This window comes from Corynebacterium sp. AOP12-C2-36 (assembly GCF_052379185.1).
Lineage (GTDB): Bacteria > Actinomycetota > Actinomycetes > Mycobacteriales > Mycobacteriaceae > Corynebacterium.
The window spans coordinates 130777-153112 of record NZ_JBQSYJ010000010.1 but is presented as its reverse complement, the minus strand read 5'-3'; the positions used below and the strand labels follow the sequence as shown (position 1 = coordinate 153112).

Annotated in this window: 27 protein-coding genes and 1 tRNA gene; 25 read left to right on the top strand and 3 right to left on the bottom strand. The window is 66.6% G+C overall.

The genetic code is table 11. The features are described from left to right. Positions 1 to 190 precede the first annotated feature (190 nt). Together ACT3UN_RS10625 and ACT3UN_RS10620 are read right to left on the bottom strand one after the other, a co-directional pair. Entirely contained in the window at positions 191 to 403 is a 213-nt protein-coding gene (locus ACT3UN_RS10625; RefSeq protein WP_444657030.1) for a helix-turn-helix transcriptional regulator, read from the bottom strand. Continuing rightward, on the bottom strand, positions 403 to 543 hold the full coding sequence (locus tag ACT3UN_RS10620) for a hypothetical protein (protein ID WP_444657029.1): 141 nt from the start codon (positions 541 to 543) through the stop codon (positions 403 to 405). The genes ACT3UN_RS10625 and ACT3UN_RS10620 overlap by 1 nt, the downstream gene beginning before the upstream one ends. Positions 544 to 1619: 1076 nt before the next feature. Here ACT3UN_RS10620 and ACT3UN_RS10615 point away from each other — a divergent pair. The 25 genes from ACT3UN_RS10615 (at position 1620) to ACT3UN_RS10495 (ending at position 21857) form a co-directional block, all read left to right on the top strand. Then, positions 1620 to 2255, top strand: coding sequence for a hypothetical protein (locus tag ACT3UN_RS10615; RefSeq protein WP_444657028.1), 636 nt, complete (start codon positions 1620 to 1622; stop codon positions 2253 to 2255). After that, entirely contained in the window at positions 2252 to 3769 is a 1518-nt protein-coding gene (locus ACT3UN_RS10610) for a hypothetical protein (protein WP_444657027.1), read from the top strand. Before ACT3UN_RS10615 ends, ACT3UN_RS10610 begins: the two co-directional genes overlap by 4 nt. Beyond that, on the top strand, positions 3766 to 5181 hold the full coding sequence (locus ACT3UN_RS10605) for a phage portal protein (protein WP_444657026.1): 1416 nt from the start codon (positions 3766 to 3768) through the stop codon (positions 5179 to 5181). The genes ACT3UN_RS10610 and ACT3UN_RS10605 overlap by 4 nt, the downstream gene beginning before the upstream one ends. Further along, positions 5168 to 6304, top strand: coding sequence for a VG15 protein (locus ACT3UN_RS10600; protein ID WP_444657025.1), 1137 nt, complete (start codon positions 5168 to 5170; stop codon positions 6302 to 6304). The genes ACT3UN_RS10605 and ACT3UN_RS10600 overlap by 14 nt, the downstream gene beginning before the upstream one ends. Before the next feature lie 55 nt (positions 6305 to 6359). Beyond that, the gene (locus ACT3UN_RS10595) at positions 6360 to 6920 is read left to right on the top strand and encodes a hypothetical protein (RefSeq protein ID WP_444657024.1); all 561 of its coding nucleotides are present in this window, start codon (positions 6360 to 6362) and stop codon (positions 6918 to 6920) included. A gap of 11 nt (positions 6921 to 6931) precedes the next feature. Further along, positions 6932 to 7999, top strand: coding sequence for a hypothetical protein (locus ACT3UN_RS10590; protein WP_444657023.1), 1068 nt, complete (start codon positions 6932 to 6934; stop codon positions 7997 to 7999). 72 nt (positions 8000 to 8071) lie between these two features. Further along, positions 8072 to 8533: a hypothetical protein gene (locus ACT3UN_RS10585; protein ID WP_444657022.1), complete on the top strand. Its 462-nt coding sequence runs from the start codon at positions 8072 to 8074 to the stop codon at positions 8531 to 8533. After that, entirely contained in the window at positions 8530 to 8892 is a 363-nt protein-coding gene (locus ACT3UN_RS10580) for a hypothetical protein (protein ID WP_444657021.1), read from the top strand. The genes ACT3UN_RS10585 and ACT3UN_RS10580 overlap by 4 nt, the downstream gene beginning before the upstream one ends. Then, the gene (locus ACT3UN_RS10575; protein ID WP_444657020.1) at positions 8893 to 9207 is read left to right on the top strand and encodes a DUF5403 family protein; all 315 of its coding nucleotides are present in this window, start codon (positions 8893 to 8895) and stop codon (positions 9205 to 9207) included. It abuts the gene before it with no gap. Next, complete coding sequence (locus ACT3UN_RS10570) at positions 9204 to 9629, top strand: hypothetical protein (RefSeq protein ID WP_444657019.1); 426 nt, start codon at positions 9204 to 9206, stop codon at positions 9627 to 9629. Before ACT3UN_RS10575 ends, ACT3UN_RS10570 begins: the two co-directional genes overlap by 4 nt. After that, on the top strand, positions 9622 to 10305 hold the full coding sequence (locus ACT3UN_RS10565) for a phage tail tube protein (protein WP_444657018.1): 684 nt from the start codon (positions 9622 to 9624) through the stop codon (positions 10303 to 10305). The genes ACT3UN_RS10570 and ACT3UN_RS10565 overlap by 8 nt, the downstream gene beginning before the upstream one ends. 100 nt (positions 10306 to 10405) lie before the next feature. Further along, a complete protein-coding gene (locus tag ACT3UN_RS10560; RefSeq protein ID WP_444657017.1) occupies positions 10406 to 10912 on the top strand; it encodes a hypothetical protein in 507 nt (168 codons plus the stop codon). Between the two features lie 41 nt (positions 10913 to 10953). Next, positions 10954 to 11328, top strand: coding sequence for a hypothetical protein (locus tag ACT3UN_RS10555; RefSeq protein WP_444657016.1), 375 nt, complete (start codon positions 10954 to 10956; stop codon positions 11326 to 11328). Between the two features lie 18 nt (positions 11329 to 11346). After that, on the top strand, positions 11347 to 14268 hold the full coding sequence (locus ACT3UN_RS10550; RefSeq protein ID WP_444657015.1) for a phage tail protein: 2922 nt from the start codon (positions 11347 to 11349) through the stop codon (positions 14266 to 14268). Then, positions 14268 to 15155 (top strand): hypothetical protein, encoded by an 888-nt coding sequence (locus ACT3UN_RS10545; protein WP_444657014.1) that lies wholly within the window; start codon positions 14268 to 14270, stop codon positions 15153 to 15155. The genes ACT3UN_RS10550 and ACT3UN_RS10545 overlap by 1 nt, the downstream gene beginning before the upstream one ends. Before the next feature lie 10 nt (positions 15156 to 15165). Further along, positions 15166 to 16377: a Gp37-like protein gene (locus ACT3UN_RS10540; protein WP_444657013.1), complete on the top strand. Its 1212-nt coding sequence runs from the start codon at positions 15166 to 15168 to the stop codon at positions 16375 to 16377. Positions 16378 to 16380: 3 nt separating this feature from the next. Beyond that, the gene (locus ACT3UN_RS10535) at positions 16381 to 17481 is read left to right on the top strand and encodes a hypothetical protein (RefSeq protein ID WP_444657012.1); all 1101 of its coding nucleotides are present in this window, start codon (positions 16381 to 16383) and stop codon (positions 17479 to 17481) included. 2 nt (positions 17482 to 17483) lie between these two features. Further along, on the top strand, positions 17484 to 17765 hold the full coding sequence (locus tag ACT3UN_RS10530) for a hypothetical protein (RefSeq protein ID WP_444657011.1): 282 nt from the start codon (positions 17484 to 17486) through the stop codon (positions 17763 to 17765). Next, complete coding sequence (locus ACT3UN_RS10525; RefSeq protein WP_420100193.1) at positions 17762 to 18007, top strand: hypothetical protein; 246 nt, start codon at positions 17762 to 17764, stop codon at positions 18005 to 18007. Before ACT3UN_RS10530 ends, ACT3UN_RS10525 begins: the two co-directional genes overlap by 4 nt. 10 nt (positions 18008 to 18017) lie before the next feature. Next, positions 18018 to 18572 (top strand): hypothetical protein, encoded by a 555-nt coding sequence (locus ACT3UN_RS10520; RefSeq protein ID WP_444657010.1) that lies wholly within the window; start codon positions 18018 to 18020, stop codon positions 18570 to 18572. A 3-nt stretch (positions 18573 to 18575) separates the two neighbouring features. Continuing rightward, positions 18576 to 19109 (top strand): hypothetical protein, encoded by a 534-nt coding sequence (locus tag ACT3UN_RS10515; protein WP_444657009.1) that lies wholly within the window; start codon positions 18576 to 18578, stop codon positions 19107 to 19109. Positions 19110 to 19157: 48 nt separating this feature from the next. After that, the gene (locus ACT3UN_RS10510) at positions 19158 to 20675 is read left to right on the top strand and encodes a C39 family peptidase (protein WP_444657008.1); all 1518 of its coding nucleotides are present in this window, start codon (positions 19158 to 19160) and stop codon (positions 20673 to 20675) included. After that, positions 20672 to 21046, top strand: coding sequence for a hypothetical protein (locus ACT3UN_RS10505; RefSeq protein WP_444657007.1), 375 nt, complete (start codon positions 20672 to 20674; stop codon positions 21044 to 21046). The genes ACT3UN_RS10510 and ACT3UN_RS10505 overlap by 4 nt, the downstream gene beginning before the upstream one ends. Before the next feature lie 87 nt (positions 21047 to 21133). Further along, a complete protein-coding gene (locus ACT3UN_RS10500; protein ID WP_444657006.1) occupies positions 21134 to 21499 on the top strand; it encodes a hypothetical protein in 366 nt (121 codons plus the stop codon). After that, complete coding sequence (locus ACT3UN_RS10495) at positions 21486 to 21857, top strand: hypothetical protein (RefSeq protein ID WP_444657005.1); 372 nt, start codon at positions 21486 to 21488, stop codon at positions 21855 to 21857. Before ACT3UN_RS10500 ends, ACT3UN_RS10495 begins: the two co-directional genes overlap by 14 nt. Before the next feature lie 116 nt (positions 21858 to 21973). On the opposite strand, the gene ACT3UN_RS10490 is transcribed toward ACT3UN_RS10495, so the two are convergent. Beyond that, positions 21974 to 22046: transfer RNA gene (locus ACT3UN_RS10490), tRNA-Lys, on the bottom strand. Positions 22047 to 22336: the final 290 nt, after the last annotated feature.

Genomic DNA, 22336 nt, shown 5'->3' with positions numbered 1-22336 from the left:
TGGAGACGACGACGATGGGCCCAGGTCGCCACCTACCCAACCTGGCGACAGGCACTCAACCATACCCAGCCCTCGCGCTCGCGGGGGCTCTACTCATTGCGCTGTGACCGCCAGTAACGACAGCGCGCAGAGTCGGATAACCGACCTGGGAAAACGCATTACCGCCGCAGGTCAGCATAGGCGCGCAGGGTCAGCGCTGGGACCGCCGTCCGGCGTGCCACGTGCGGACTTCGTCGGCGTCCCAGAGGGGTGTGCGGGCGTCCAGTCGGGCGACGGGTTGCGGGCACTGGTCACGGGCGACGTAGCCGCCCCACGTGCGGATGGACACGCCGGTGAAGTCGGCGCAGTCGGCAGTACGCCACAACTTCCGGCCCGTGTCAGCGTCGGTGATGACCGGGCGCATCAGGCGGCCCGACGGTTGCGGCGGGCGCGCACAACCGCGCTCACGGCCAGCGCAGCGGGCAGCACCAGCAGCCACGCGGGCGCACTGAGCACGATCAGGACAGCCGCCAGTCCGCCGTAGATGAGCAGGTCTTTCAGCATGATTCCTCCTTGGTAGTGTGGTGGAGCGGGGTGGCCCCGCCCCGGCTGATATCAGCAGCCGGGGCGCTGGGTCACTTCCGCTTCTTGGGGCGGACCCAGTGCCGGATTTCGCGGCTTACCGCGATCCCGCAGGTGGTGAAGACGATGATCGCCTTCAGGAATTCTTCCATGAGAAGTTCCTCTCGGTCTGCAGGGAGCCTCTCTCCCTGTCTGACTCAAGTGTACAGTACACGTACTGCTGGTGTCTAGTCAGAACGGCACATTCCCCAAACTTTCTTCCCGACTTATCCGACTTATCCACCGTCGCCGATCATCGGCCCACAGCCCAGGGTCCACCATGCTCACCCCATGCACATCCCCCACACCGCAGACGCCCCCCACCGGCACCACAACCACACCGCCCGGACGAACGCAGCCCCCACCATCCCGGCGAGGCTCTGACCATGCCCGCACGCGAACGCTCAGCCACATGGCGCAAGCGCGTCACCCGCGAACGCCGACGCCTGGAGCGCGACCCGTCCGCCGCTGTCTGCTGGCTCTGCGGCGACCCCATCGACATGGACCTACCACACGACCACGACCGAGCATTCAGCCTCGACCACGTTGTGCCAGTCGGACGCGGAGGCGACGAAGCACGAGGCGAAGCACGACCAGCGCACAGGAAATGCAACAGCCAACGAAGCGATGGAAGACGAACGAATAGCGAGATAACAACGCTGCTCGACTGGTGACACACGACGTCGTCACGCACACGACAGAAACGAAACACGAACGACGACGACACGCACGCAATGCAGCACACATGAAGCCGAACGAACGTTCGAACCGTTCGACTGCACACCTGAAGCCCTGGGGGAGGACTCCCCACCCAGGGGCCTGCTCCCACCTCCCGGTATTGGGTCCGACACTCACGCACCAGTTTCTGCGGGAGGTTCCACACCAACTTTGTGGGTCTTTTCGAACACCTGGCTAGAATCGAGACGGAGTCTCGAACGGTTTCGGGCCGCTACCTGCACGTTGTAGCAGGGCTGTTGTGTTCCATGGGGGTTCCACGTTCGACTTCTAACGTGCTGCTCATGGCGGAGAAGAAGCCGGCGGTGTCCCGGAAGCAGTGCGGTTCGACGGCGGGCTACCGGCAGCACATCAAGCGCGGGGAGAAGACGTGTGAGGAGTGTCGGGCGGCTCACCGGGAGCATGAGCGTGCGCGTCGGGCGGGGGAGGTGCGGTCGCGGAAGCCGTCTGCGACGAAGAAGCGGGCGGAGGAGGAGGCTGCGGGCGCTGCGATGGTCGATGGGCCGGACGTCGCTGCGGATGGTGACCTTCCGGCGTTCCTGAAGCGTCAGGGGCGTGCTCTGTGGGACGAGATCACCTCGAAGTATGACCTGGATGCGGGCGCGAAGGTGGTTCTTGGGGAGGCGTGCCGGATGCGGGACCGGTTGGAGCGGTTCAGTGCTGCGTTGTCGGTGCAGGAGACGCTGTGGTTCGAGCTGGGTGAGCCGGAGGAGCTGCGGAATGGTGATGTGCAGGTGCAGGTGGTGGTGAACAACATGGTGGGTGAGGCGCGGCAGATGCAGGCTGCTGTGGCGACTGCGTTGGGGAAGATCGGTGTGTTGAAGCAGGCGGAGGCGAAGTCGTCTGGGCCGTCTGTGGAGGATCAGTTGGCGGAGCAGCGGCGTAAGCGGCTGGAGGCGGCGCGGGAGGCTCAGCAGTGACGGCGCCGGCAGTGGAGGATCCGCGGTTGTGGTTGCCGCCGTGCGAGATGCAGCCGCGGTCGGCGCCGGTGGGCGAGCAGGTGCCGTCGATCTTCCATGCTCCGGAGTGGTCGTTCACCGCGGGGGATGACGTGATCGACCTGGCGGCGGTGGCGGGCATGAGCTTGCTGCCGTGGCAGCAGTTGGTGCTGCGTAACGCGATGGCGCAGGATCCGTTCACGGAGCGGTTCGAGGCGTTCCAGGTGGGGTTGGTGGTGCCGCGGCAGAACGGGAAGAACTTCATCGTCCGCGCTCGGCTGCTGTACGGCTTGTTCTCGCTGAAGGAGGAGAAGCTGGTGCACTCGGCGCACCTGTTCAAGACGGCGCACAACGAGTACATGGAGATCCGGCGGATCATCGAGGCCACGCCGTGGATGTTGGAGCAGGTGAAGGGCATGCCGGATTCGAAGGAGACGGCGATCATCCTGAAGGACGGGCGCCGGCTGGATTTCCTGTCGCGTGCGCGTGGGGACCAGGGTCGTGGTCTGCAGGGCGATTGTGTGATCTTCGATGAGGCGTTTGCGCTGTCGGCGAAGCTGGTGGCGGGCCTGTTGCCGACTCTGTCGTCTCGGAAGGCTCCGCAGGTCTGGTACACCTCGAGCACGGGGTTCGACTACTCGGAGACGCTGCGCAACGTGAGGGACAAGGCGGTTGATCACCCGGAGGACAACCGGCAGTTGGCGTACTTTGAGTGGTCGGCGGATCCGAAGAAGGTGGGCTGGCGGTCGGTGGACGCGGTGCAGGCGTCGAATCCGTCGCTGGGGTACCTGCAGACGTGGGACTGGATTCGTGAGACTGAGCTGGGCGTGATGGATGAGGAGTCGTACCAGCGTGAGCGCTTGGGTGTGTGGGCGGATGCGTCGTCGGATGCGGCGATCGGGGTGGATCTGTGGGCGCGGTCGTTCGCGACGCCGGAGGCGTTGATCGGCGCGAAGGTGGTGAAGCGGTCGCTGGCGCTGGAGGTGACGGCGGATCGTGATCTGGCGGTGCTGGCGGGTGCGGCTGAGCTGAAGGACGGTCGGGTGGTGGTGGACATCATCGCGGCGAAGTCGGGTGTGGCGTGGTTGCAGGATGAGGCTGCGCGGGTGGTGAAGAAGCACAAGCCTCACGCTGGCGTCGTGATCGACTCGTTCTCGGGCACGGCGGCGATGGCGCCGCGGTTGGCGGAGGCTGGTGTGCCGGTGTCGTTGGCGTCGACGAGGGACATCACCAGTGGCACGGCGACGGTGTATGACGCTCTCGTGCGCGAGGACGAGGACGGGACGCCGGAGCCGGGGTTGCTGCACACGTCGCACCCTCTACTCGATGATGCGGCGCATACGGCGCGACGTCGGCTGGTGGGCACGTCGAAGACTGCCTGGACGTGGCAGGAGTTTGGTGAAGTTCGGGTGGAGCCTCTGCGGGCGATCACGCTCGCGGTTCGTGGGCTGGACATGGAGCCTGTGGTGAAGAAGCGGAAGGGACGTGTGGCATGACGCCTGGCGAGATCAAGGAAGTGTTCGATCGACTGTCGACGAAGCTGCGTCAGCAAGTGGCGGAGTGTGATGCGGTCGATTCGTGGATCCGCCCGGAGCTGACCAGCGGGTTCAAACTGCCGAGGAAGGCGACGGCGGAGCATCGTCGGCTGCGTGACCTTTCGCGAACTCCGTGGCTGGGGCTGGTGGTCACGAACGTCACCCAGGCGTTGCGCGTTGACGCGTTCGTGGGGACGGACGGGCGGGTGGATGAGCTGGTGCGGTTGTGGCATGCGAACGGAGGGCCGGCTACGCAGTTGGCGAACCACCGGGCGATGGTCGCATACGGGCACTCGTACTCGGTGGTGACGCCGCCGGCGCGGGGAGAGAAGCGGGCGCGCATTCGGTTCTTGTCGCCGCGTCGGGTGGCTGGCGTGTGGCCGGATCTCGGGGCGGATCCGTACCCGTCGGAGGCGTTGGAGCTGCTGTCGTCGAGGGGGAAGGCGACGCGGTACCGGTTGCGGGTGCCTGGTCTGGACGTTGACCTCGTGCAGCGTGAAGATGATGGCGCGGGCAGTGAGATGGATGGCCTGGTGGTCTCGGGGACGAGGGAGACGGGCCTGTCGTACGTGCCGGTGGTGCGGTTCTCGAACCAGATCGACCTTGATGGTGAGGTTCTCGGTGAGGTCACGCCGTTCATCCCTGCGGCGGCGCGGATCAACAAGACGGCGTACGACAGGTTGTTGGCGCAGCACTACAACTCGTGGAAGGTGAAGACGGCGACCGGTCTGGAGCTGCCGAGTGCGGTGGACGAGGACGGAGATCCGACGGATCGTCTTGATGCTGATGCGGCGGAGCAGTTGAAGCTGAAGCTCTCGCAGGACGACATCCTCGTCGCGGATGACCCTCAGGTCCGATTCGGGACGTTGGACGCGACCGCGCTGGATCCGTTCGTCAACGCGTGGCGGGCGGACATTGAGGCACTGGCCGCTGTGTCGCAGACGCCGACGTACGCGTTGACGGGGACGCTGGCGAACCTGGACAGCGACGCACTCGCCGGGGCTCGCGGTCCGTTCACGCAGAAGGTCAGCGAGCGTCAGGTCAGCGCCGGGGTGTCGTACTCGAGGACGCTGCGCACCGCGGCGCACCTGTCGGGCTGGTCGGAGATCGCCGAGGACGATCTGGTGCGCCCGACGTGGCAGGACATGGAGATCCGCAGCATGTCGCAGGCGGTCGATGCGCTAGGAAAGGCCGCGCAGATGCTGGGTATCCCGGAGCGTGCTCTGTGGCCGCGGATTCCGGGTGTGGAGGCGTCTGACGTGCAGGAGTGGGAGCGGCGCCAGGATGAGGAGTTCGATCGTGACCCGCTGCAGGCGACGTACAAGCGTCAGGCGGAGTCGACGGTGGCCGGGGTGAGCGGTGGCCAGGACTGAGGCTGGTGAGCGGCTGACGGAGGAGCATCGTCTTCAGCAGGTGCACCTGGCGGGTCGGTTGTCGGAGGAGCTGCGGCGACTGTTCCGTCGGACGGTGCGGTGGGACGACATCGACGGGTCCAGCGAGGAGTTCGCCAGGCGGGCCGGATCGCTGATCGCGAAGTTCCGTGAGGCGTCTCGGATGTTGTCGGTGGACTACATGCAGGCTTTCCGTGCGGTGGAGGCCCCGGACGCGCCGGCGCCGATCGAGGAGCCGTCTGACGTCGATGATGCGTCGTTGGCGCGGACGATCCTGTCGACGGTGCGCGGCGTGCTGAAGGCGTTGTCCCGGAAGGGGTACCGGGAGGACGAAGCGATGGATCGTGCGGAGGTGTCGGTGACGGCGAAAGGGGTGAAGTTGGCGGGCGATGGTGGCCGGCAGGTCCTCGAGACGGAGGTGCGTCGCGGCAATGGGCCGGTTGGGTACGCACGGGTGGTGGATGCTGACCCGTGTCCGTTCTGCGCAATGTTGGCGTCTCGTGGCTTGTATTTCGCTGGTGAGGAGTCGCCGGGCGCGTTGCTGTACCGGTCGGACAGCTTCGGGGATGCGAACGCGAGGTTCGTCGGTGACGGTCGGTTCAAGGTGCACGACGGGTGCTGTTGCACGATGGAGGCGGTGTACATGCGCGGCGGGAAGATCGATCTTCCGGGCAAGGGCAACGAGCTGGCGAAGGAGTGGGCTCAGGTCGCGGCTGGTCAGGATGATCCGTGGTTGGCGTGGCAACGGTGGCGCGAGTCGGGGACGTTGCCGGAGAACTATGACGGGCCGTTGGACGGCAAGCGGCGTGCCGCGCCGTCGCATGGTCAGGCGACCGGGCAACGCAAGCGTCCGGCCCCGGGGAAGGCGAGTGAGCGCGGGACGGGGCGCACGGCGAAGGATAACGCCGGCTCCTGGGATCGGCAGCGGTATCTGGACTATGCGCAGGAGCTGTCGGTGCGTGCTGACGGGGTGGCTGCGGAGATCGCGGAGCTGAAGGCGCGTGGCCAGACGGATCAGGACATCTCGGTCATGGCGCTGGCGCAGGAGCATCGTGCGTTGCTGTCGCGGATCGAGAGGTACCGGAAGCAGGCGGCGAAGATGTGACGCAGACGGGCCTGGTGCCCGCGATCACCCCACCGCCTGGAGCGAAAAGGACACCATGCCCGAGAAGATCAACGACACCACCGATGCCACTGACGAGGTCGACGCCCAGGAGGCCGACCGCGACGGTGACACCGACCAGACTGACCAGCAGGACACCCCCGACACCGAGGGTGATCAGCAGTCCGAGGAGTCTGACGACGCGCAGGACGCGCCGGAGGATGACGAGGATGACACCGACGATGAGGAAGACGACGGCGAGGACGCCGACTCGGACGACTCATCGGACGCGGTGGAGCATCTGAAGCAGCAGAACCGGCGTAAGAACCGTGAGGCGAAGAAGCTTCGTGAGCGGGCAACCGTGGCGGAGCATCGACTGGCGCAGTACCAGGCGGCTGAGCAGACGGGCCTGCCGCTGAGTATGGCGTCTCGCCTGCAGGGCAAGAACGCTGACGAGCTGAAGAAGGATGCCGAGGAGCTGGCCACGATGGTCGGGAAGCGCGGTTTCGTACCGGGTGCCCCGCCGAACGACGGGGACAAGCACGGGGATCTGACCGGGAACCGACCAGAAGACGAGACCGATCTGGACAAGATCGCATCTCGCATTTACAAGTCCTAGAGGAGGACAAAATGGTTCACGAGCTGTATCAGGGCACCAACATCGCCCGTTCTGCGCTGGCTGCGCTGCGCAACCAGTCCACGCTGGCCCGCATCGTCAACCGGGAGTACTCCAGCGAGATCATCCGTGGTGTCGGCGGTTCCGTTGACATCAAGCGCCCGATCATGGTCGACCCGGCACGGGTGTACACCGAGGCCAATCGTGCCGCCGGCGACCCGATCACGTACTCCAACCTGTACGAGCCGTACGTGTCCGTGAAGGTCACGGACCAGGTGTACAACGCGGTGCCGATCAACGACTTCGACAACACCTTCACGTTCTCCAACCTGGAGACCCAGGTCGTCGCGCCGATGGCGGACTCCGTGGCTGACGGTATCAACGGCATCGTCGCCGACGCGTTCAAGAGCGTCGACGCTGGTCTGACGGCGCTGGACCGTGCTGGGAAGGGCAAGCTCGTCGGAGCGAACGGCACCGCCTACGACAACATCACCGCCCTGCGTGAGGCAGATACGACCTTCGTGGGCTTCGGCAACGGGACCACGGTCAAGGCTGGTCAGCTCACCGCGGCTACCAACGCTGATGCGCTGAAGGTTCTCCGTGCGGCCCGTCAGCTGTTCCGCCAGCGTGGCGTGCCGAACCAGAACCGCTACATGGTCGTTGGTTCGGGCTGGGAGGCTGCGCTGCTGTCCCAGGATCTCCTGACGAAGGTCAACGAGTCCGGCAGCTCCGATCAGCTCCGTCTCGCGGAGATCGGCCGACTCTACGGGTTCACCATCCTCGTGGATGACTCCATCGACCCGTACAAGGCCTACGCCTTCCAGCGTGACGGTATCGCCCTGGTCACCGCGCTGACCGCGACTCCTCGCGGTGCTGCGTACGCGACCACCGCGAACGCGGATGGTTTCACCATGCGGTACATCCACGACTACGACGTGGACCACCTCACGGACCGCGCCGTCGTCGACACCTTCGCGGGCGCGCAGGTGCTCGACCCGCAGCGCATCGCTGTGCTGACCGGTACGGAGGGCTTCGAGGAGAAGGCTGACGCCCCGGCTGGTGGCGAGACCGGCGGGGAGTGACCCGACGGTGACTGACGTGGCTCGTACGACTCGTGCGGGCCACGTTGCCGTATCTACAGGAAGGAGAGGGTGGTGACGGCACCACAGCGAGTGCGGTTGATCGACCCGGTGGACCTGGAGCGGTCCCTGTCGTCTGACCATGGGCCGATGGACGAGGGCATGGCTGCATGGTCGATTGAGATGGTGTCCGCGGCGGCGCTCGACATCACAAGGCGGTCGTGGACCGGCCCGCTTGACGTCCCGCCGGGGGCGATGGCGGTCCTCGCGCTTGCCGCCCGACGCCTGTACACGAACCCGGACCGCTTCACCCGTGAGGCGGAGGGCGACTACAGCTACGGTCTCGACGCGACGGTGACGAAGGCGGCGATCTTCACCCCGAACGAGGAGGCCACGTTGCGGGAGTATCGGCGAGCTCAGCGTCCGCGGGGCATCGGCACGATCGGCACGTACCGCGGTGACTCCTATGGCGGGTCGACGCGCTACGTTCCGGACGGTACCAGCCAGGGCTTCCCCTGGTACGAGGAGGAACGATGAGCCTGCACAGTCGGCGTAACGGCCCGGATCGGGTGGTGGTGATCCTGCGTGAGGCCCAGGAGGGTGCCCGCGGGGTCACGGAGTACACCGAGGTTGGTCGGGTGAAAAGGCAGGGGCGCCTGCAGGAGTCGTCGACGGACGACATCCAGAACGCTGCAGCGGCCGGCGAGAAAGCGGTGCTGCACATGAAGACATTCCGCTGCGCGAGCTTCCCCGGGGACGACCTGTCTCAGGTGCTCGACGCTTCCGGGACGCTGTACAACGTCGTCGGCGAGCCGAAGCGACACCGCGGATCCAGGCGCACCGCCCGGGACGTTGTGACGCTGAAGCAGGCTGGCGTGAGACGAGGAGTGAGGTAGATGGCGCAGGTGTACAAGGGTGCAGGGACGAAGGTCGCGAAGATGTGCGGCGAGTCCTCGGTGATGGACCAGTCTGCGGAGAAGATCCGTGTGAAGGCACTGGCGAACGCCGCGAAGCACAAGAAGACGGGCGAGTACTCCCAGAGCTTCAGCACGAAGTCCGCGACCGGGAAGAAGGGTGTGCGCGACCGGATCGTGCAGGGTGATCATCCTGCCTCGGCGGTCATCGAGTACGGACACTTCGCGGAGAAGGCGGACGGCACGCTTGGGAAGTTCGTGCCGGGGCAGTTCAACCTGACGAGGGCGATCCGATGACGGTACAGCCGAAGCACGATCGCATGGACCTTCCTGTCGTCGTCCTCGACGGGCTGCGCGGGGCGCTGCCGGGCAGTGAGGTCGCATTGGACCGGGACGCGTCGTACACGCCGGACAAGACGATGACGGTGGTTCAGGTACCGCAGGTGCGCTCTTCTGGACGCCTGCCGGGCAACCGGTGGCTGTTCGACTGCATGGTGACGCTGACGACGACCGGGCCGACGTTCTCGGCGGCGGCGGATGAAGCCGACCGGGTGGGTGACGCGGTGCTGTCGCTGACTGACGTCGGCGACGTGCTGGTTTCTAACGTGATCTGTGACAGCGAGCCCGTCCGCATGTCACCACACGATCCGACCGGGGCGGAGTCCCTGGTGCAGACATTCTCACTGATGGTGAGGAGAAAGGGGCAGTCAGATGCCTGAGATTTACAGGGATGACGCCGTATTCATCCCCGGTCGCGGTGCGGTGCTCATCGCCCCGGTCGGGACGACCCCGCCGTCGGCCGAGGAGCTGAAGCAGTGGATTGCCGCTGGCGCGACCGGCGCTATCGGCGACTTCGTGCCGCTGGGCTACACCAGCCTGGACGAGCTGCCGGGCTTCGACTCGGATACCGAGGGCGGCGAGACCAAGGGCGCGTGGGAGAACCCCGCGCTGCGCACCACCCAGATCAAGACCACGGACTCGGTGAACGTCACCCCGATCCAGTGGTCCAAGACCCCGCTGACGCACCGCTTCGGCCCGGGCGTCCTCGACACCACGCAGGGGCACTTCCACACGCCCGCGGTGTACACCGCCTCCGAGGTCGCGATCCTCATCGTCATCATCGACGGCGCCGAGGGCTTCGGCATCATGGGCTGGAAGGGCTCGTCCGCGCCGGGTGACGGCATCGAGTTCGACGCGGAGAACTTCGTCGGGCTGCCGGTGAAGTACACGCTGCTGGGCCAGATGGTGGAGGCCGGCTCCAACGGTGAGGGCGGTGGCCTGCGGAAGCTGACGGTCATTGGCTCCTGGCTGATGGACGAGGAACCGGACACTGGCGCAGGGGCCGGGGCAGACGTCCCGGAGGAAGAGGATCAGGGCGAAGTCGTGGGTGGCTGATCCTGGCCTCGTCTGTAGCGGACTGGGCTGAGGTGGGTGTGACTGGTGCATTCTGCACTGGTCACACCCACTTTTCATATTCTCACAGGAGGACACCCCCATGACCGCACCGATTCCCGACACCGTCGCACAGTCCGCAGCTCGCCACGCCAAGCAGGTCGCCGAGGAAGCCACCGCCTACGAAGCACCTGAAGCCTCGCAGGCCCCGGAAGGCGCAGCCACGGACCCGACCCCGGTCCTGGATGGCGTCACCCCGGCCCAGGCCGACGACGAGCAGGACAGCGACGTCAACCTGGAGTCGATGCCCGTGTTCCGCGGCGTCAACCACCTCCTGCCGTCCGCCCGTTTCGCGATGCAGGCGCAGATGATGAACCTGGTGAAGAAGATGCCGAAGGAGTGGACCAACGGCGACGTCGAGCCGGCCGAGGCGGACCCCGCCGACATGGACTTCGACTCGATGACGGAGCTGATCACCGGCGCCGAGAACTTCGTCCTTGACCTGGCGAAGGACCGTTCTGCGATGGAGGAATGGCTGATCGCCCAGGACAACGGCCTGCAGGCCGTCATGTCCGCGTTCTCGAAGGCGACGGACCTGCTGGGAAACTGATCGCCCTGCATGACCTCGTCCGGTGGTTCGGCTCCGCTCTGGTGCCCGACTTTCAGGCGGTCTACCACCTCCGGCTGACCGACGTGCTCGAGCAGTGGAACCCGCAGGAGGCTCTGCTGCTCATCGTCGGGCTGCAGGAGCGCGGGGACACGCTGCTGGCCGGGCGGCTCGCTGGGGATGAGAGCGGCATGGGCTGGTCGATCCGAGATTGGCTGGCTCTGGACTCCCGCAATGAGCTGGAGGCGCTGCGGGTCATGCAGGTGAACAAGGGCAGGAAGAGGGGTTCGAAGAAGTCCGAGTTCCGCACGTGGGATCACTACCCAGGCAGGGAGGCCGAACGCCGTCGCGAAACGACGTCGAAGCTCGACCGCCTGCGATCGTTGGCTGCGAAAGGCGGCGGAGAAGTCGCCGGGTAGTGGTCTGAGGAGGTAACCGTGGCGGGTCCCGGTGGCGTGGAGGTCGGCAGGGCGAATGTTCGCGTCCTGCCGGACACGACGAAGTTCGCGCCGGCGCTGAAGAAGTTCCTCGACCGGATGGAGCGCACGCACCGCGTTGACATCAAGCTCGGGGTCGATGGCTCGGGGTTCGCCGCTGAGGTGAAGTCTGCGGTCGCTTCTGCGCAGAAGGCCGCGGGTGAGGTGCAGGTCGATCTCGACGTTGATGCCTCCGACCTCGCGAGGGATGCGCAGGCTGCAGCGTCGGCGGCGCAGAGCGCGGTGGGGAAGATCGACGTGCAGATGGACGTCGACGCGTCGAAGCTGGCTCAGGACGCCCGCCAGGCGTCGAACCGGGCGGAGTCCGCGGCGAAGGACATCCAGGTCAAGCTGAACATCCAGAATGCTGCCGCGTTCATGGCCAAGGCGGCTGCGGTGGTGAAGACTGCTGGCGCCGCGCTGCGGGTCAAGGTCAGGATGGTCCTCGACTCGAAGCCGTTCATGGCGGCGATGGCGGCGATGCGCGTCGGGATGAACTTCTTCGGCGCTGACCTGCTGAACATGATCCGAACTCTGCCCCAGTTCATCGGCCTGCTGTCGGTGGCGACGGTGGCGGTCGCGGGGCTCGCGGCCCCACTGGCCGCCGCCGCAGCGGCTGCTTGGTCAGCCATCTCTGCGTTCGTCGGGCTCACCGCCGCCATGGCTGTGCCGGCTCTGGTCGGCGCCGGCGTGGCCGTGGGCGCACTGGCCCTGGCGTTTCGTGGCATGGGTGACGCCATCAGCGCCGGCACCCCGGAGGAGCTGGCGGACGCCCTGGCAGAACTCCCGGAGTCTGCCCAGCAGGGAGCCCTAGCCATCCGTGAGTTGAAGAACTCATTCGACGGCATGGGCGACACCATCAAGGAGGCGTTCTGGTCCCAGCTCACCAGCCTGGAGCAACTGTCCTCCCTGGCGGCTCCCCTGGAGTCCGCCATGGCTGGGTTCGCGTCGTCCGCCGGTGAGGCAGCAAACAAGGTGGTGGAGTTCGTCTCCGCCGGTATTGGCCTGGAGGCCGTGACCACCCTCATGGACTCAGGTAGCGCGGCCATGGGCAACCTGGTCTCCGCCGTGATGGCCCTCATCCCAGGTGTGGTTGCCGTGGGTGCCGCCGCCGCGCCCATCTTCGAGGAACTGACCAGTGGAATCACCGGGGCCGCAGAGGCGTGGTCCAACGACATGGTGGGCGCGCTGGAGGATGGCTCCCTGGAGGACAAGCTCCGTGGCATGAAGTCTGAGTGGGAAGGCTTCAAGGAGGTCATGTCCAACATCGGAGGCATAGTCTCCGGCGTGTTCGGTGCCATGTCGGAGGCGGGCCAGCCGTTCCTGGGCACCATGGGCCAGGTCCTGGAGGCCACGGATGAGTGGGTCAACTCGTTCTCCGGACAGAACGCGCTAAAGGAGTTCTTCACGTCGATGGGTGAGGCCGTGGGAGCCATCCTCCCGGTCATCATGTCGCTTGCGGAGACCATCGGCACTGTGGTCGCCCCGGCCATCGCTGACCTCATCACCCAGGCAGGTCCGGGGCTGGAGACGCTGGCGGACGGACTGGCGCAAGGCCTCGCGGCCATCGCCCCGGCCATGGGGCCGCTCGGCGCGGTGATCGGTGAACTGGGGGCCGCCCTGGCGCCGATTCTCGGCACCCTCGGCGAGATGATCGGATCTCTGATCTCTGGCCTTTTACCCGCGATCTCTGGCCTTATGCCCCTGGTGACCATGTTCGGATCCGTATTCGAATCTCTCGCCCCTGTGCTTGGTGTCATTGCCGAGATCGTCGGCAACGTTCTGGCGGCAGCGTTCGCGGCCCTTCAGCCATGGTGGGATGCTCTGGCACAAGCGGCTGAGATGCTTGCGCCGATTCTCATGCAAATGGCGGAGGCACTGGGCGGCTTGCTGATGCAGGCTGTGCAGGCCCTTGCTCCGCTGGTCCCGGTGATCGCGCAGGCGTTCATGCAGATCCTCACGGCGATCATGCCGTTGGTGCCGATCATCATTCAGCTGGCGACGACGATCATCGGTGCCCTGATGCCAGTAATCACGGCGCTGGTGCCGGTGATTTCCGCGCTGATCACGATCTTCGCAAATATCGTAACCGCGGTCATGCCAGTGATCATCATCATTGCGCAGGTGATTTCGGTATTTGCTCAACTCCTGGCTGCGATTATCGGTTTTGTGGCGTCCGCGCTGGGGATGATCCTCTCATTCGTCGCCGGGGTTATATCCGGGTTCGTTGCCATGGTGGCCGCAGTCATTGGGGCCATCACCGGTTTTGTCTCCGGCATTGTCAGCCGTATCGCGGAAATGGCCTCCTCCGTCATCTCGAAGGCTGTGGAGCTGTGGAGCAGGGTCGTGTCGGCCTTCAGCTCTGGGGTCTCCGACGCTATCTCCTGGGTGGGTCGCCTACCTGGAATGGCGGTTTCCGCCCTCGGCAACTTGGGGTCACTACTGGTTGATTCGGGGAAGGCGCTGATTCGAGGGTTCATTGACGGCATCAAGGCCATGATCGGCGCGGCAGTGGATGCAGCGAAGGGCGTCGTGAACGCCGTGCGTGACTTCTTCCCGTTCTCCCCGGCGAAGAAGGGGCCGTTCTCGGGTCACGGGTGGGTGCTGTACTCGGGCCGTTCGGTTGGCGAGGCCTTCGCTCAGGGCATTCAGGACCGGGCGAAGCTCGCCCCCGCGGCCGCGCTGGGGATCATGTCGGCGACGGCCTCGAACCTGCGCGGCTACCGTGCGGACGTTGGCGGCGCGGCCGGCTCCGGGGCGGGAGGCCCCACGGCGGACTACTCGGTGAACATCGGCACGCTCGTGGCGGCCGATGAGCGCAAGCCGCTCAAGGACGCAGCGCAGTTGCAGTTGAAGGCGAAGATCAAGGGAGGCGTGGCCTGATGGCGGAGCATCTGAAGATCCTGTGGATCGACCCCCGGGGCAAGAGCTGGAACCTCACCGAGGGTGGCGAAGGAGTCCTGCTGGACGTCGGGCAGTCCGACTTCCACCGGTCGAGCATCGAGCACCAGTACGTGCGTGGAGGAACCCAGTGGGCCGGGTCGCAGTTGCAGCGGGCGGAGCCGTCGTTGAAGGTCCTCGTCGGCGACCAGCTGACCGGATCGGCGTACTACGCCCTCGCTGACGAGTGGTGGTCGGTAGCGAACTCGGAGGCCCTGGAGGGAACTCTGCAAATTATCCGCCCGGACGGGGAAGTCCGTGAGCTCCGGGCGCGTCTACGGGACACCCCGGCCACCGACTGGGAGTACGACCCTGGCGCCGGCCTCGACGATGTGCCTGGCGAGCCGTGGCTACTGACCGCGTCCTCGCCGTACTACCAGGGGCCTGAGCAGTCAGTACGTTTCGCCTCGGACGAGGTGTCGGGCGCGGGCGTGCCGTTCTACGGGCCGGAGGGGTTCGGCTGGCCGCTGTACATCGCCCCGCTGACCAGCGCGTCGAACCTGTTCATCTCGAACCGGGGACAGGGCCCGCAGTGGCTCACCTGGACACTCATCGGCCCGATCAGCAGCATCACCTTCGGCGTCGAGGGCGGGTGGCTGTCCTACTCAGGCGGCATCGCCGCCGGGGAAACCGTCGTCATCACCACCGAACCGGGCTACCGGTACGCCGTGGAGTCCGGCAGCGGCGAGAACCGGTACGGGCATGTGACCGGGACCTACGCGCCCGTCCCCGTCGGCGACCGCATCCCCCTGCACATCGTGGCCGAGGGGCTCGGGCCCGAGTCCGCCGTCATAGTCACCGCCCGCGAGCAATTCGTGAAGCCGTTCTGAGGAGGCCCCCGTGAGCACCATCTACAGCACCCCCAGGGGCAACACCTACGACCCGATGCCCGTCGAACTCTGGCACTGGGACGGCACCGGCGCCGTCGGACGACTGGAAACCTCCGAGGAGGTCGAGGTCACCTGGGCCGATCGTGGTGCCGGGACCGCGACCATCGACACCCCGCTCAATGACCTGTCGCGCCTGCTGCTCGACGCTGACGGCGGTGTGCTCGTCGTCGCGACGCTCAACGGTAAGCGGCACGTGTCCACCGTCGTGGAGTCGGACACGACTGCCGACTCGGAAGCGCGTCGTGATGTGCGCGTTCAGGCGACCACGGCGTCCGCCTGGTCGATGCTGGACGGTCAGCGGATCCCGCCGGTGCCGGACCGGCCACTGTCTCAGCAGGAGTCCGCGGAGGAGTACGTGCTGACCGGGCCAGTGGAGACCGTCGTGAAGACGTTGGTGCGGATCGGCGCGGAACGGCTGGGACACCCCATCGCGGTGATGGAGGACCGGGGACTCGGGCCGACGGTGACGGTGCGCTCCCGGATGGACACGACCGCGGACCTCGTGACCAAGGCGCTCGCGGGTACCGGTTACCGGCTCGATCTCGACGCATGGCTGCCGGGGGATGAGCGGATCGGTGACCTGTCTCTGACGCGTCCGACGATCATCGCGGACGTCGTGGCTTATCGGGAGCGCCCTGGACTCGTCCTGTCGGGGGTGTCTGAGGACCTCGAATCGTGGTCGCTAAAGCACACGCGGGCGACGCAGACCCGCATCATCGTCGGCGACGACGGCGAGGGAGTCGAGCAGAAGTTCGTTCAGGTCGACGACGAGTCGGAGAGCTTGTCGCCGTGGGCGCGGCGAGAGGGGTACGCGTCTACGTCGTCGGAGGAAGAGACGCCGGCGGACGTCGGTACCGCAGAGTTGGCGGAGTCCGCTGCGACGGCGGAGATGGACGCCACCGCCGCGCCGTCTCAGTCGTGGGAGTTCGGCGACGACGGGGAGTACCCGCGCCAGTACGACGTGGGGGACTGGTGCACCATCGACCTGCAGGAGGTCGGTGAGGTCCAGGAGGTCATCACGGAGGTGACAGTGAAGCTCACTCCGGTGTCGCTGACCGTCACCCCGAAGGTAGGGACACCGGATACTAAGTCGCGAGACCTGTACGCGCTGGTGACCGACCTGTCGAAGCGCGTGGACCGGCAGCAGAGGAGAGGACGGTAGCCCATGGCGATCACGGCACTGGCGACGCAGAACACGCAGATCGGCCCCGCGCAGTTCGCGGACATGGCGGAGGTGCTGACGGCACCGGCGAAGGTGGACAGTCCGACGGACCTCAGGCCGACCCGGGGGACGGGCCGGTCGCTGACAATCGCTGCCGGCGCCGGGACGGCCGGCGGATCCCGGATCCGCTCAACGGGTGTGGAGACGATCACGCTGGACGCGCAGTCGTCCGGCACCCGGTGGGACGCAGTTTGCCTGCGCATCGACTGGTCCACCAGTGTCGTCCGCCCGGTGGTCGTGAAGGGGTCCGGCACAACGATCCCGATCAACACGTCCTCCGCGGCGGATCCGGCGAAGGTGAACCGGATCCCCGGGGTGCTGTACGACCACATGATCTGCTGCTGCTCGGTGGCAGCGTCCGGCATCTCGAACCTGATCGACTACCGCATGTGGGGCGGTGACGGTGGACCGTACCGAGTGTCTGAGGGGGCGTTGGGCTCGCCGACGCTGCTCGACGCACGGCCGGGCACGTGGATCGCCACCGACCAGTCGACTCTCACGAAGCGGCTCGACGATGACGGCACGTGGCGCTCAGTCGGCACGCAGGCGAACCCGTGGAAGACCTGGACGCCGACGCTGCGCTACTACGGCAGCGGCACGCCGAACGGTGTATCCGGCGGCACCGTCGCCGGCATGGGGAACGGCGGTTCCCTCACCGGCCGCTACCGGATCGTCGACGGAGTTGTCGATGCCTACGCCTACTGCTCTGCCGGGTCGACCGGTGCGACGTGGGGCGACGGCTCGATGACCATGGATCTACCGGTCGCAGCTTCGAACGCCATGGGCAATCTCTGGGCCATGGGGCACCTGTTCACCACCGGGTACGGCGGCGACGGCTCGTTCGACTGGCACGCTGAGGGGCTGATCCAGAACAACTGGACCCGAATGATGCTGTGGACGAACAGCCGCATCGACGACAACCGGCTGCTGCCGTACCGCTGTCAGCGGCCCCAGGGTGGCCCCGGCACAGGCGTCCCGTACATCAACGGCGGATACCCCGTCGGCATCTGGACGTTCCACATCAACTACCTGGCGGATGTGTAGCCATGGCGACGATGCAATGGGTGCCGTACCGGTGGGAGCCGGTGCACTACGAAGGCAGCGACTTCCGCCTGACCTTCCGTCTGCGCGGTGAGGTCGAAGAGATGGAGCTTGTCCTCGGCGACCGTGTGCACCCGTTCATCCTCGGGGAGGACGGTGCCCAGGTCGTCGTACCGGAGGCCGAGGCGCTGACGGTGCCGGACCGGGCGCCGGTGCAGGTGAAGATCCGTACCGGTGGCGTGTGGACGGTGCTGGCGCAGGGGCATCTGACGAGGAGGGGACTATGACCACCGGAGGCCAGCAGGACGCGCCGCTGGTGTACGACACGGTGATGCTCTACCCGGCCGCAGGGCCGACTGGTCCGCAGGGGCCGGAGGGCCCGCCCGGCGAGGACGGGCGACCGGGTCCGGCGTCGTCCGGTCCGGTGATGTGGACCGGTCAAGGCAGCCCACCGGACTACATCGAAGGCGCGAAGCCGGGGGATACCTGGCTGGACACGATCACAGGCGACATCTACGAACTGACCTGAGGAGGTCATCATGGCTTGGACACAGCGTGGCTCCCTGAAGGGGCCGAAGGGCGAGACCGGATCTCAGGGCGAGATCGGACCGGAGGGTCCCCGTGGGCCGCAGGGCGAGTCTGGAGAGCAGGGCGCCCAAGGACCGGACGGCCCGGAGGGTCCGCGTGGACCCCGGGGCGAGGACGGGAAGGGCATCACGGTCGCCGGCCAGGTGGCCACCTACGCCGATCTACCCACGGACCTGACGACGGGCGACGCGGGCGCAGCGTACATCGTGGAGGCCTCCGGTCTGCTGTACGTGTGGACCGGCACGGCCTTCCCGCCGCAGGGAGCGGGTGTGCAGTTCGTCGGCCCGGAAGGGCCGGAGGGTGCCGAGGGGCCGCAGGGAGACCGCGGCCCCCAGGGCGTCGAGGGCGCGCAGGGTCAGCGTGGTGTCCAGGGAGCTGAAGGTGCGCAGGGCGCCCGTGGGTCGAAGTGGTTCACCGGGTCCGGTACGCCCGGAACGGTCACCGGCTCCGCCGCCGGGGACATGTACCTGGACACGACCAGCGGCACCGTCTACGAGCTGGTGTGACCGATGGCCTGGACAGAGCGAGGGAAACTCGCAGGCGGTAGCGGGCTGACCGACGCCCAGCGGCGCGTGCTGTTCGGACACTCGTCCTACGACAGCCCGCCCTACGGCTCGCTGATGTGGTCGGGGGCGTCCTACACCCCGACTCGGGACGCCTTCACCCGGCTGCTGTACAACAGCAACGGGCGGCTGCGGGCGAATCGCTCGACTCAGGGTGCGGCCGTCGCGACCAACGACGCGAACACTTACCTCTATGCTCCTGTCGACGGTCTGTACCTTCTGTCTGCCACCCAGTGCTGGGCGGGGGACAGCAACCCCCGTGGCGCCGGGCTGACGACCGACATCAACAGCGCGGTCTCCGGGCTGCAGCTGTGGCAGGACATCGGCCTGGGCCGGTTCGTGGTCACCTCGCGGGTGACCTACCTGTACGCCGGCACGCGGCTCTACCCGTGGATCTGGTCGGGCTCGACGAACACCATGGCGCCCTCGGAGCGAGGCATGTCGAGCGAGTACAGCATTCAGTACGTCGGGCCGGGGTAGGTCGTCGCAGACCGGGGGAGGGGGACCGGTGGGCGGTGAGATGGGCGTATGGATGCACAGACACTGTCCACCGCTATGGGCTGCTCACTGGCGCGGGCGACCGAGATGCTGCCTGGCATGGAGAACGCCATGCGGGCGGCGAACATCACCACGGCGCTTCGGGCGGCGCACTGGTGCTCGCAGATCGGTCACGAGAGCGTGGGCCTGCAGTACATGGAGGAGATCGCCAGCGGGTCTGCCTACAACGGCCGCGCCGACCTCGGGAACACGCAGCCTGGCGACGGTCCCCGCTACAAGGGTTCCGGTCCAATCCAGTTGACCGGCCGGAACAACTTCCGCGCTTTCACCCGCTGGGCCAACGCGCAGGGGCACACGACCATCGACTTCGAGGCACAACCCCAGCTGGTGCGTCAGGAGCCGAAGTGGGGCTTCCTCGCGGCCTCCTGGTACTGGACCGTCGCACGCCCACAGCTCAACAGCCTGTGCGACGCCGACAACCTAGACGGCGTCACCCGCGCCATCAACGGCGGCACCAACGGCATCACCGACCGCCGAACCCGCCTCGCACGGTGCAAGACACTCGGCACCCGCCTACTCCCGGCTCGCGTCGGGTCAGCGCCCACCACGGCGGCGACCGTGGAGAAGGTGCTGGACTACTCCCGGTCGGAGATCAGGCAGGACACCTACTACTGGTGCGGCCCGGCCACCGCGCAGCTTCTTCTGCACACACGCACGAAGAACATGGTCGCCGAGTCCGTCCTCGCCAAGGAGTTGGGGACGACGATCAACGGCACCAACGGCGTCGTTCAGATCGCCCGGGTGCTCAACGCCCGCATGGGTGGCACCTGGACGGTCGGTGCGATGCCGAACGACCCGCCGAAGCAGGACGAGAAGGAGCTTCTGTGGAAGCGCATCGTCGGCTCGATCAATGGCAGCGTCGGCGTCGCCGCGAACATTTGGGTGCCGCCGTCGAACTACCCGAAGGCCTCGTACACGTCGACGCAGAACCTCCAGTACGGCGGCGGTTTCGTCAAGCACTACCTGTGCGTGATGGGCTACGCCGTCGACGCTGCCGGGAAGCGGCATGTGTGGCTCGCCGACAGCGGATTCAAGCCGCACGGGTCGTGGGTCACGTTCGACCAGTTCGCCACCATGATCCCGCCCCGCGAGTACGCCTACGCCGCCGACTGGCAGGGCTCCACCGAAACCACGACGCAGTCCGAGGAGGACGACATGTTCAGTGACACCGACCGGCTCATGCTGTCGGAGATCCGCAACCAGCTCACCGGCAGCCACAAGGTGAAGGAGTTCCCCGGCTGGCCGCAGCTCGGCGGGCTGACGCCGGTCGATGCGCTCGCCCTGATCCTCGACCAGATGGTCGGCTACGAGAAGGACGAGAAGACCGGCGAGTTCCTGTTCAACGGCTGGAAGAAGGAGGTCGTCGGCAACGGCGGAAAGACCCTCATCGAGGCCGTCGCCGAACTGCAGGTCGCGATGAAGAACGTGCAGGACATCATGCAGTCCGCACAGGACGCCGCCATCGAGGAGAAGGGAACGAAGAAGTGAGCAAGCTCAAGACCGCCCCGAAGTGGGCCATCCGCAAGATCCTGTACTTCGCCGCCGCCGCGGTGGTCGCGATCCTCGGCGCGTTCGGAGTGCTGTCGGAGGTGCAGGTCGACCAGTGGACTGACCAGCTGGACAAGATCCTGCCGTACGCGTTCGGCGTCCTCGCACCGCTCATCGCGGGGGCGAAGACCAACGCCGGCTCCGACTCCACAGCGACCGCTGCGGACGTCGCTGCTGCCGCCCAGGTCGACACGAACGCTGTGGCGTCCGAGGTCTACCGCCGCATCACTGACGTGGCGCAAACCGGGCAGCACGCCCTGACCACTGCGACGCAGGCGGCGACCAGCGTCGCCGACCACTACCGGAGGTGACCCGTGCCGATCGACCACCTTCCCCCGCCGCTCCGGCGCCCCGCTGAAAGGCTTCGCGCTTGGGCCCTCACTGACGCGGTCCTTCTCGTGCTCCTTGGCCTGGGCTGCGTCGCTCGAGGAGTGTCGTACCTCGACTACAAGCCGTCCGCGGTGCTCGCGGGGATGCAGCACCCCGCCGAGGCGTGGATGAGCCTCGACGCCTGGGGCATCCTCTGGATCGTCGTCGGCGCCGCGAACCTGGTGCTGTCCCTCAGGCACACCAGCCGGGTGGCGGACCTGGCGTTCTACGCGGCGATCGGGCTGCACATGCTGTGGGTCCTGTCGCTGTGGAAGGTCGGCGTGTGGCTGACCACGAGTTCGTACCTGCTGTTCGCCGCGGCGATCGTCTACACGATGTGGCGAGGATCGAGGGAGGAGCTGAAGATCAGGGAGGTACGACATGGGCGGCCTTGACCTGAGTGACCTCGGACTCGGCGAAGCGCTGACGGCCGCGATCACCGGGGCGTTCCTGTGGCTCGTGGCACGCACGAATACGAAGAGCAAGCAGGGCGAGCAGGTCGCGACGTCCGGCGACAAGTCGCAGCAGATCGTGGACCAGATGGAGGCGTGGACGGACAAGCGGCTCGCTGAGCGCGATGCGTGGACCGAGAAGCGTTTGGGCGAGCGGGACGAGCGGATCGGACGGCTGGAGAAGCGGGTGTCGACCCTGGAGGCGAAGTACCGTGCGGCGCTGGCGACGATCCGCCGGCTGCTGCAACGGCACCCGGAGTCGTCGGATGCCGTTGCCGATGAGGTCCGCCACGACCTGTAGCGCGCCCCCGATTGGGGGAGGCGAGAGCGCTCTAATTTCTGTGCATTTTCTGTGCACTGAAACGAGTGAACCCCAGGCATTCGGTGGTCTGTACCACTGTCTACCTGGGGTGATTGTGCGTCATCAGGGACTTGAACCCCGAACCCGCTGATTAAGAGTCAGCTGCTCTGCCAATTGAGCTAATGACGCATGTACTTCGGAGCGGATGGCCCGTCCTCGGCAACGAGGAAAACTATAGCTCCACGCCGATTCTCTGGCAAATCTGCAGGTCGGGCGGCGAAACGCTGTCGGCGGGGCGCGGGCGTGCGGTTGGTGGCCAGGCGAAGCCCGGGACCGCGGGTGCGTAGGGCAGAAGGATGCACCCGTGCTGGCTGTTCACCGAGAGTTCCCCGGGAGGTGTCCGGAGGGTCGCCGAGCGGTCGGTGAGGCTGGGTAACGATTAGGACACAATCTTGCCGCGGCGGCGGTTTTCGTTACTT

Bases quoted from the DNA above. Each gene is read 5' to 3' on its own strand.
- ACT3UN_RS10625 (WP_444657030.1), bottom strand. From the start codon at position 403: ATGCGCCCGGTCATCACCGACGCTGACACGGGCCGGAAGTTGTGGCGT.
- ACT3UN_RS10620 (WP_444657029.1), bottom strand. From the start codon at position 543: ATGCTGAAAGACCTGCTCATCTACGGCGGACTGGCGGCTGTCCTGATC.
- ACT3UN_RS10615 (WP_444657028.1), top strand. From the start codon at position 1,620: ATGGCGGAGAAGAAGCCGGCGGTGTCCCGGAAGCAGTGCGGTTCGACG.
- ACT3UN_RS10605 (WP_444657026.1), top strand. From the start codon at position 3,766: ATGACGCCTGGCGAGATCAAGGAAGTGTTCGATCGACTGTCGACGAAG.
- ACT3UN_RS10595 (WP_444657024.1), top strand. From the start codon at position 6,360: ATGCCCGAGAAGATCAACGACACCACCGATGCCACTGACGAGGTCGAC.
- ACT3UN_RS10590 (WP_444657023.1), top strand. From the start codon at position 6,932: ATGGTTCACGAGCTGTATCAGGGCACCAACATCGCCCGTTCTGCGCTG.
- ACT3UN_RS10580 (WP_444657021.1), top strand. From the start codon at position 8,530: ATGAGCCTGCACAGTCGGCGTAACGGCCCGGATCGGGTGGTGGTGATC.
- ACT3UN_RS10575 (WP_444657020.1), top strand. From the start codon at position 8,893: ATGGCGCAGGTGTACAAGGGTGCAGGGACGAAGGTCGCGAAGATGTGC.
- ACT3UN_RS10570 (WP_444657019.1), top strand. From the start codon at position 9,204: ATGACGGTACAGCCGAAGCACGATCGCATGGACCTTCCTGTCGTCGTC.
- ACT3UN_RS10565 (WP_444657018.1), top strand. From the start codon at position 9,622: ATGCCTGAGATTTACAGGGATGACGCCGTATTCATCCCCGGTCGCGGT.
- ACT3UN_RS10560 (WP_444657017.1), top strand. From the start codon at position 10,406: ATGACCGCACCGATTCCCGACACCGTCGCACAGTCCGCAGCTCGCCAC.
- ACT3UN_RS10545 (WP_444657014.1), top strand. From the start codon at position 14,268: ATGGCGGAGCATCTGAAGATCCTGTGGATCGACCCCCGGGGCAAGAGC.
- ACT3UN_RS10535 (WP_444657012.1), top strand. From the start codon at position 16,381: ATGGCGATCACGGCACTGGCGACGCAGAACACGCAGATCGGCCCCGCG.
- ACT3UN_RS10530 (WP_444657011.1), top strand. From the start codon at position 17,484: ATGGCGACGATGCAATGGGTGCCGTACCGGTGGGAGCCGGTGCACTAC.
- ACT3UN_RS10525 (WP_420100193.1), top strand. From the start codon at position 17,762: ATGACCACCGGAGGCCAGCAGGACGCGCCGCTGGTGTACGACACGGTG.
- ACT3UN_RS10520 (WP_444657010.1), top strand. From the start codon at position 18,018: ATGGCTTGGACACAGCGTGGCTCCCTGAAGGGGCCGAAGGGCGAGACC.
- ACT3UN_RS10515 (WP_444657009.1), top strand. From the start codon at position 18,576: ATGGCCTGGACAGAGCGAGGGAAACTCGCAGGCGGTAGCGGGCTGACC.
- ACT3UN_RS10510 (WP_444657008.1), top strand. From the start codon at position 19,158: ATGGATGCACAGACACTGTCCACCGCTATGGGCTGCTCACTGGCGCGG.
- ACT3UN_RS10495 (WP_444657005.1), top strand. From the start codon at position 21,486: ATGGGCGGCCTTGACCTGAGTGACCTCGGACTCGGCGAAGCGCTGACG.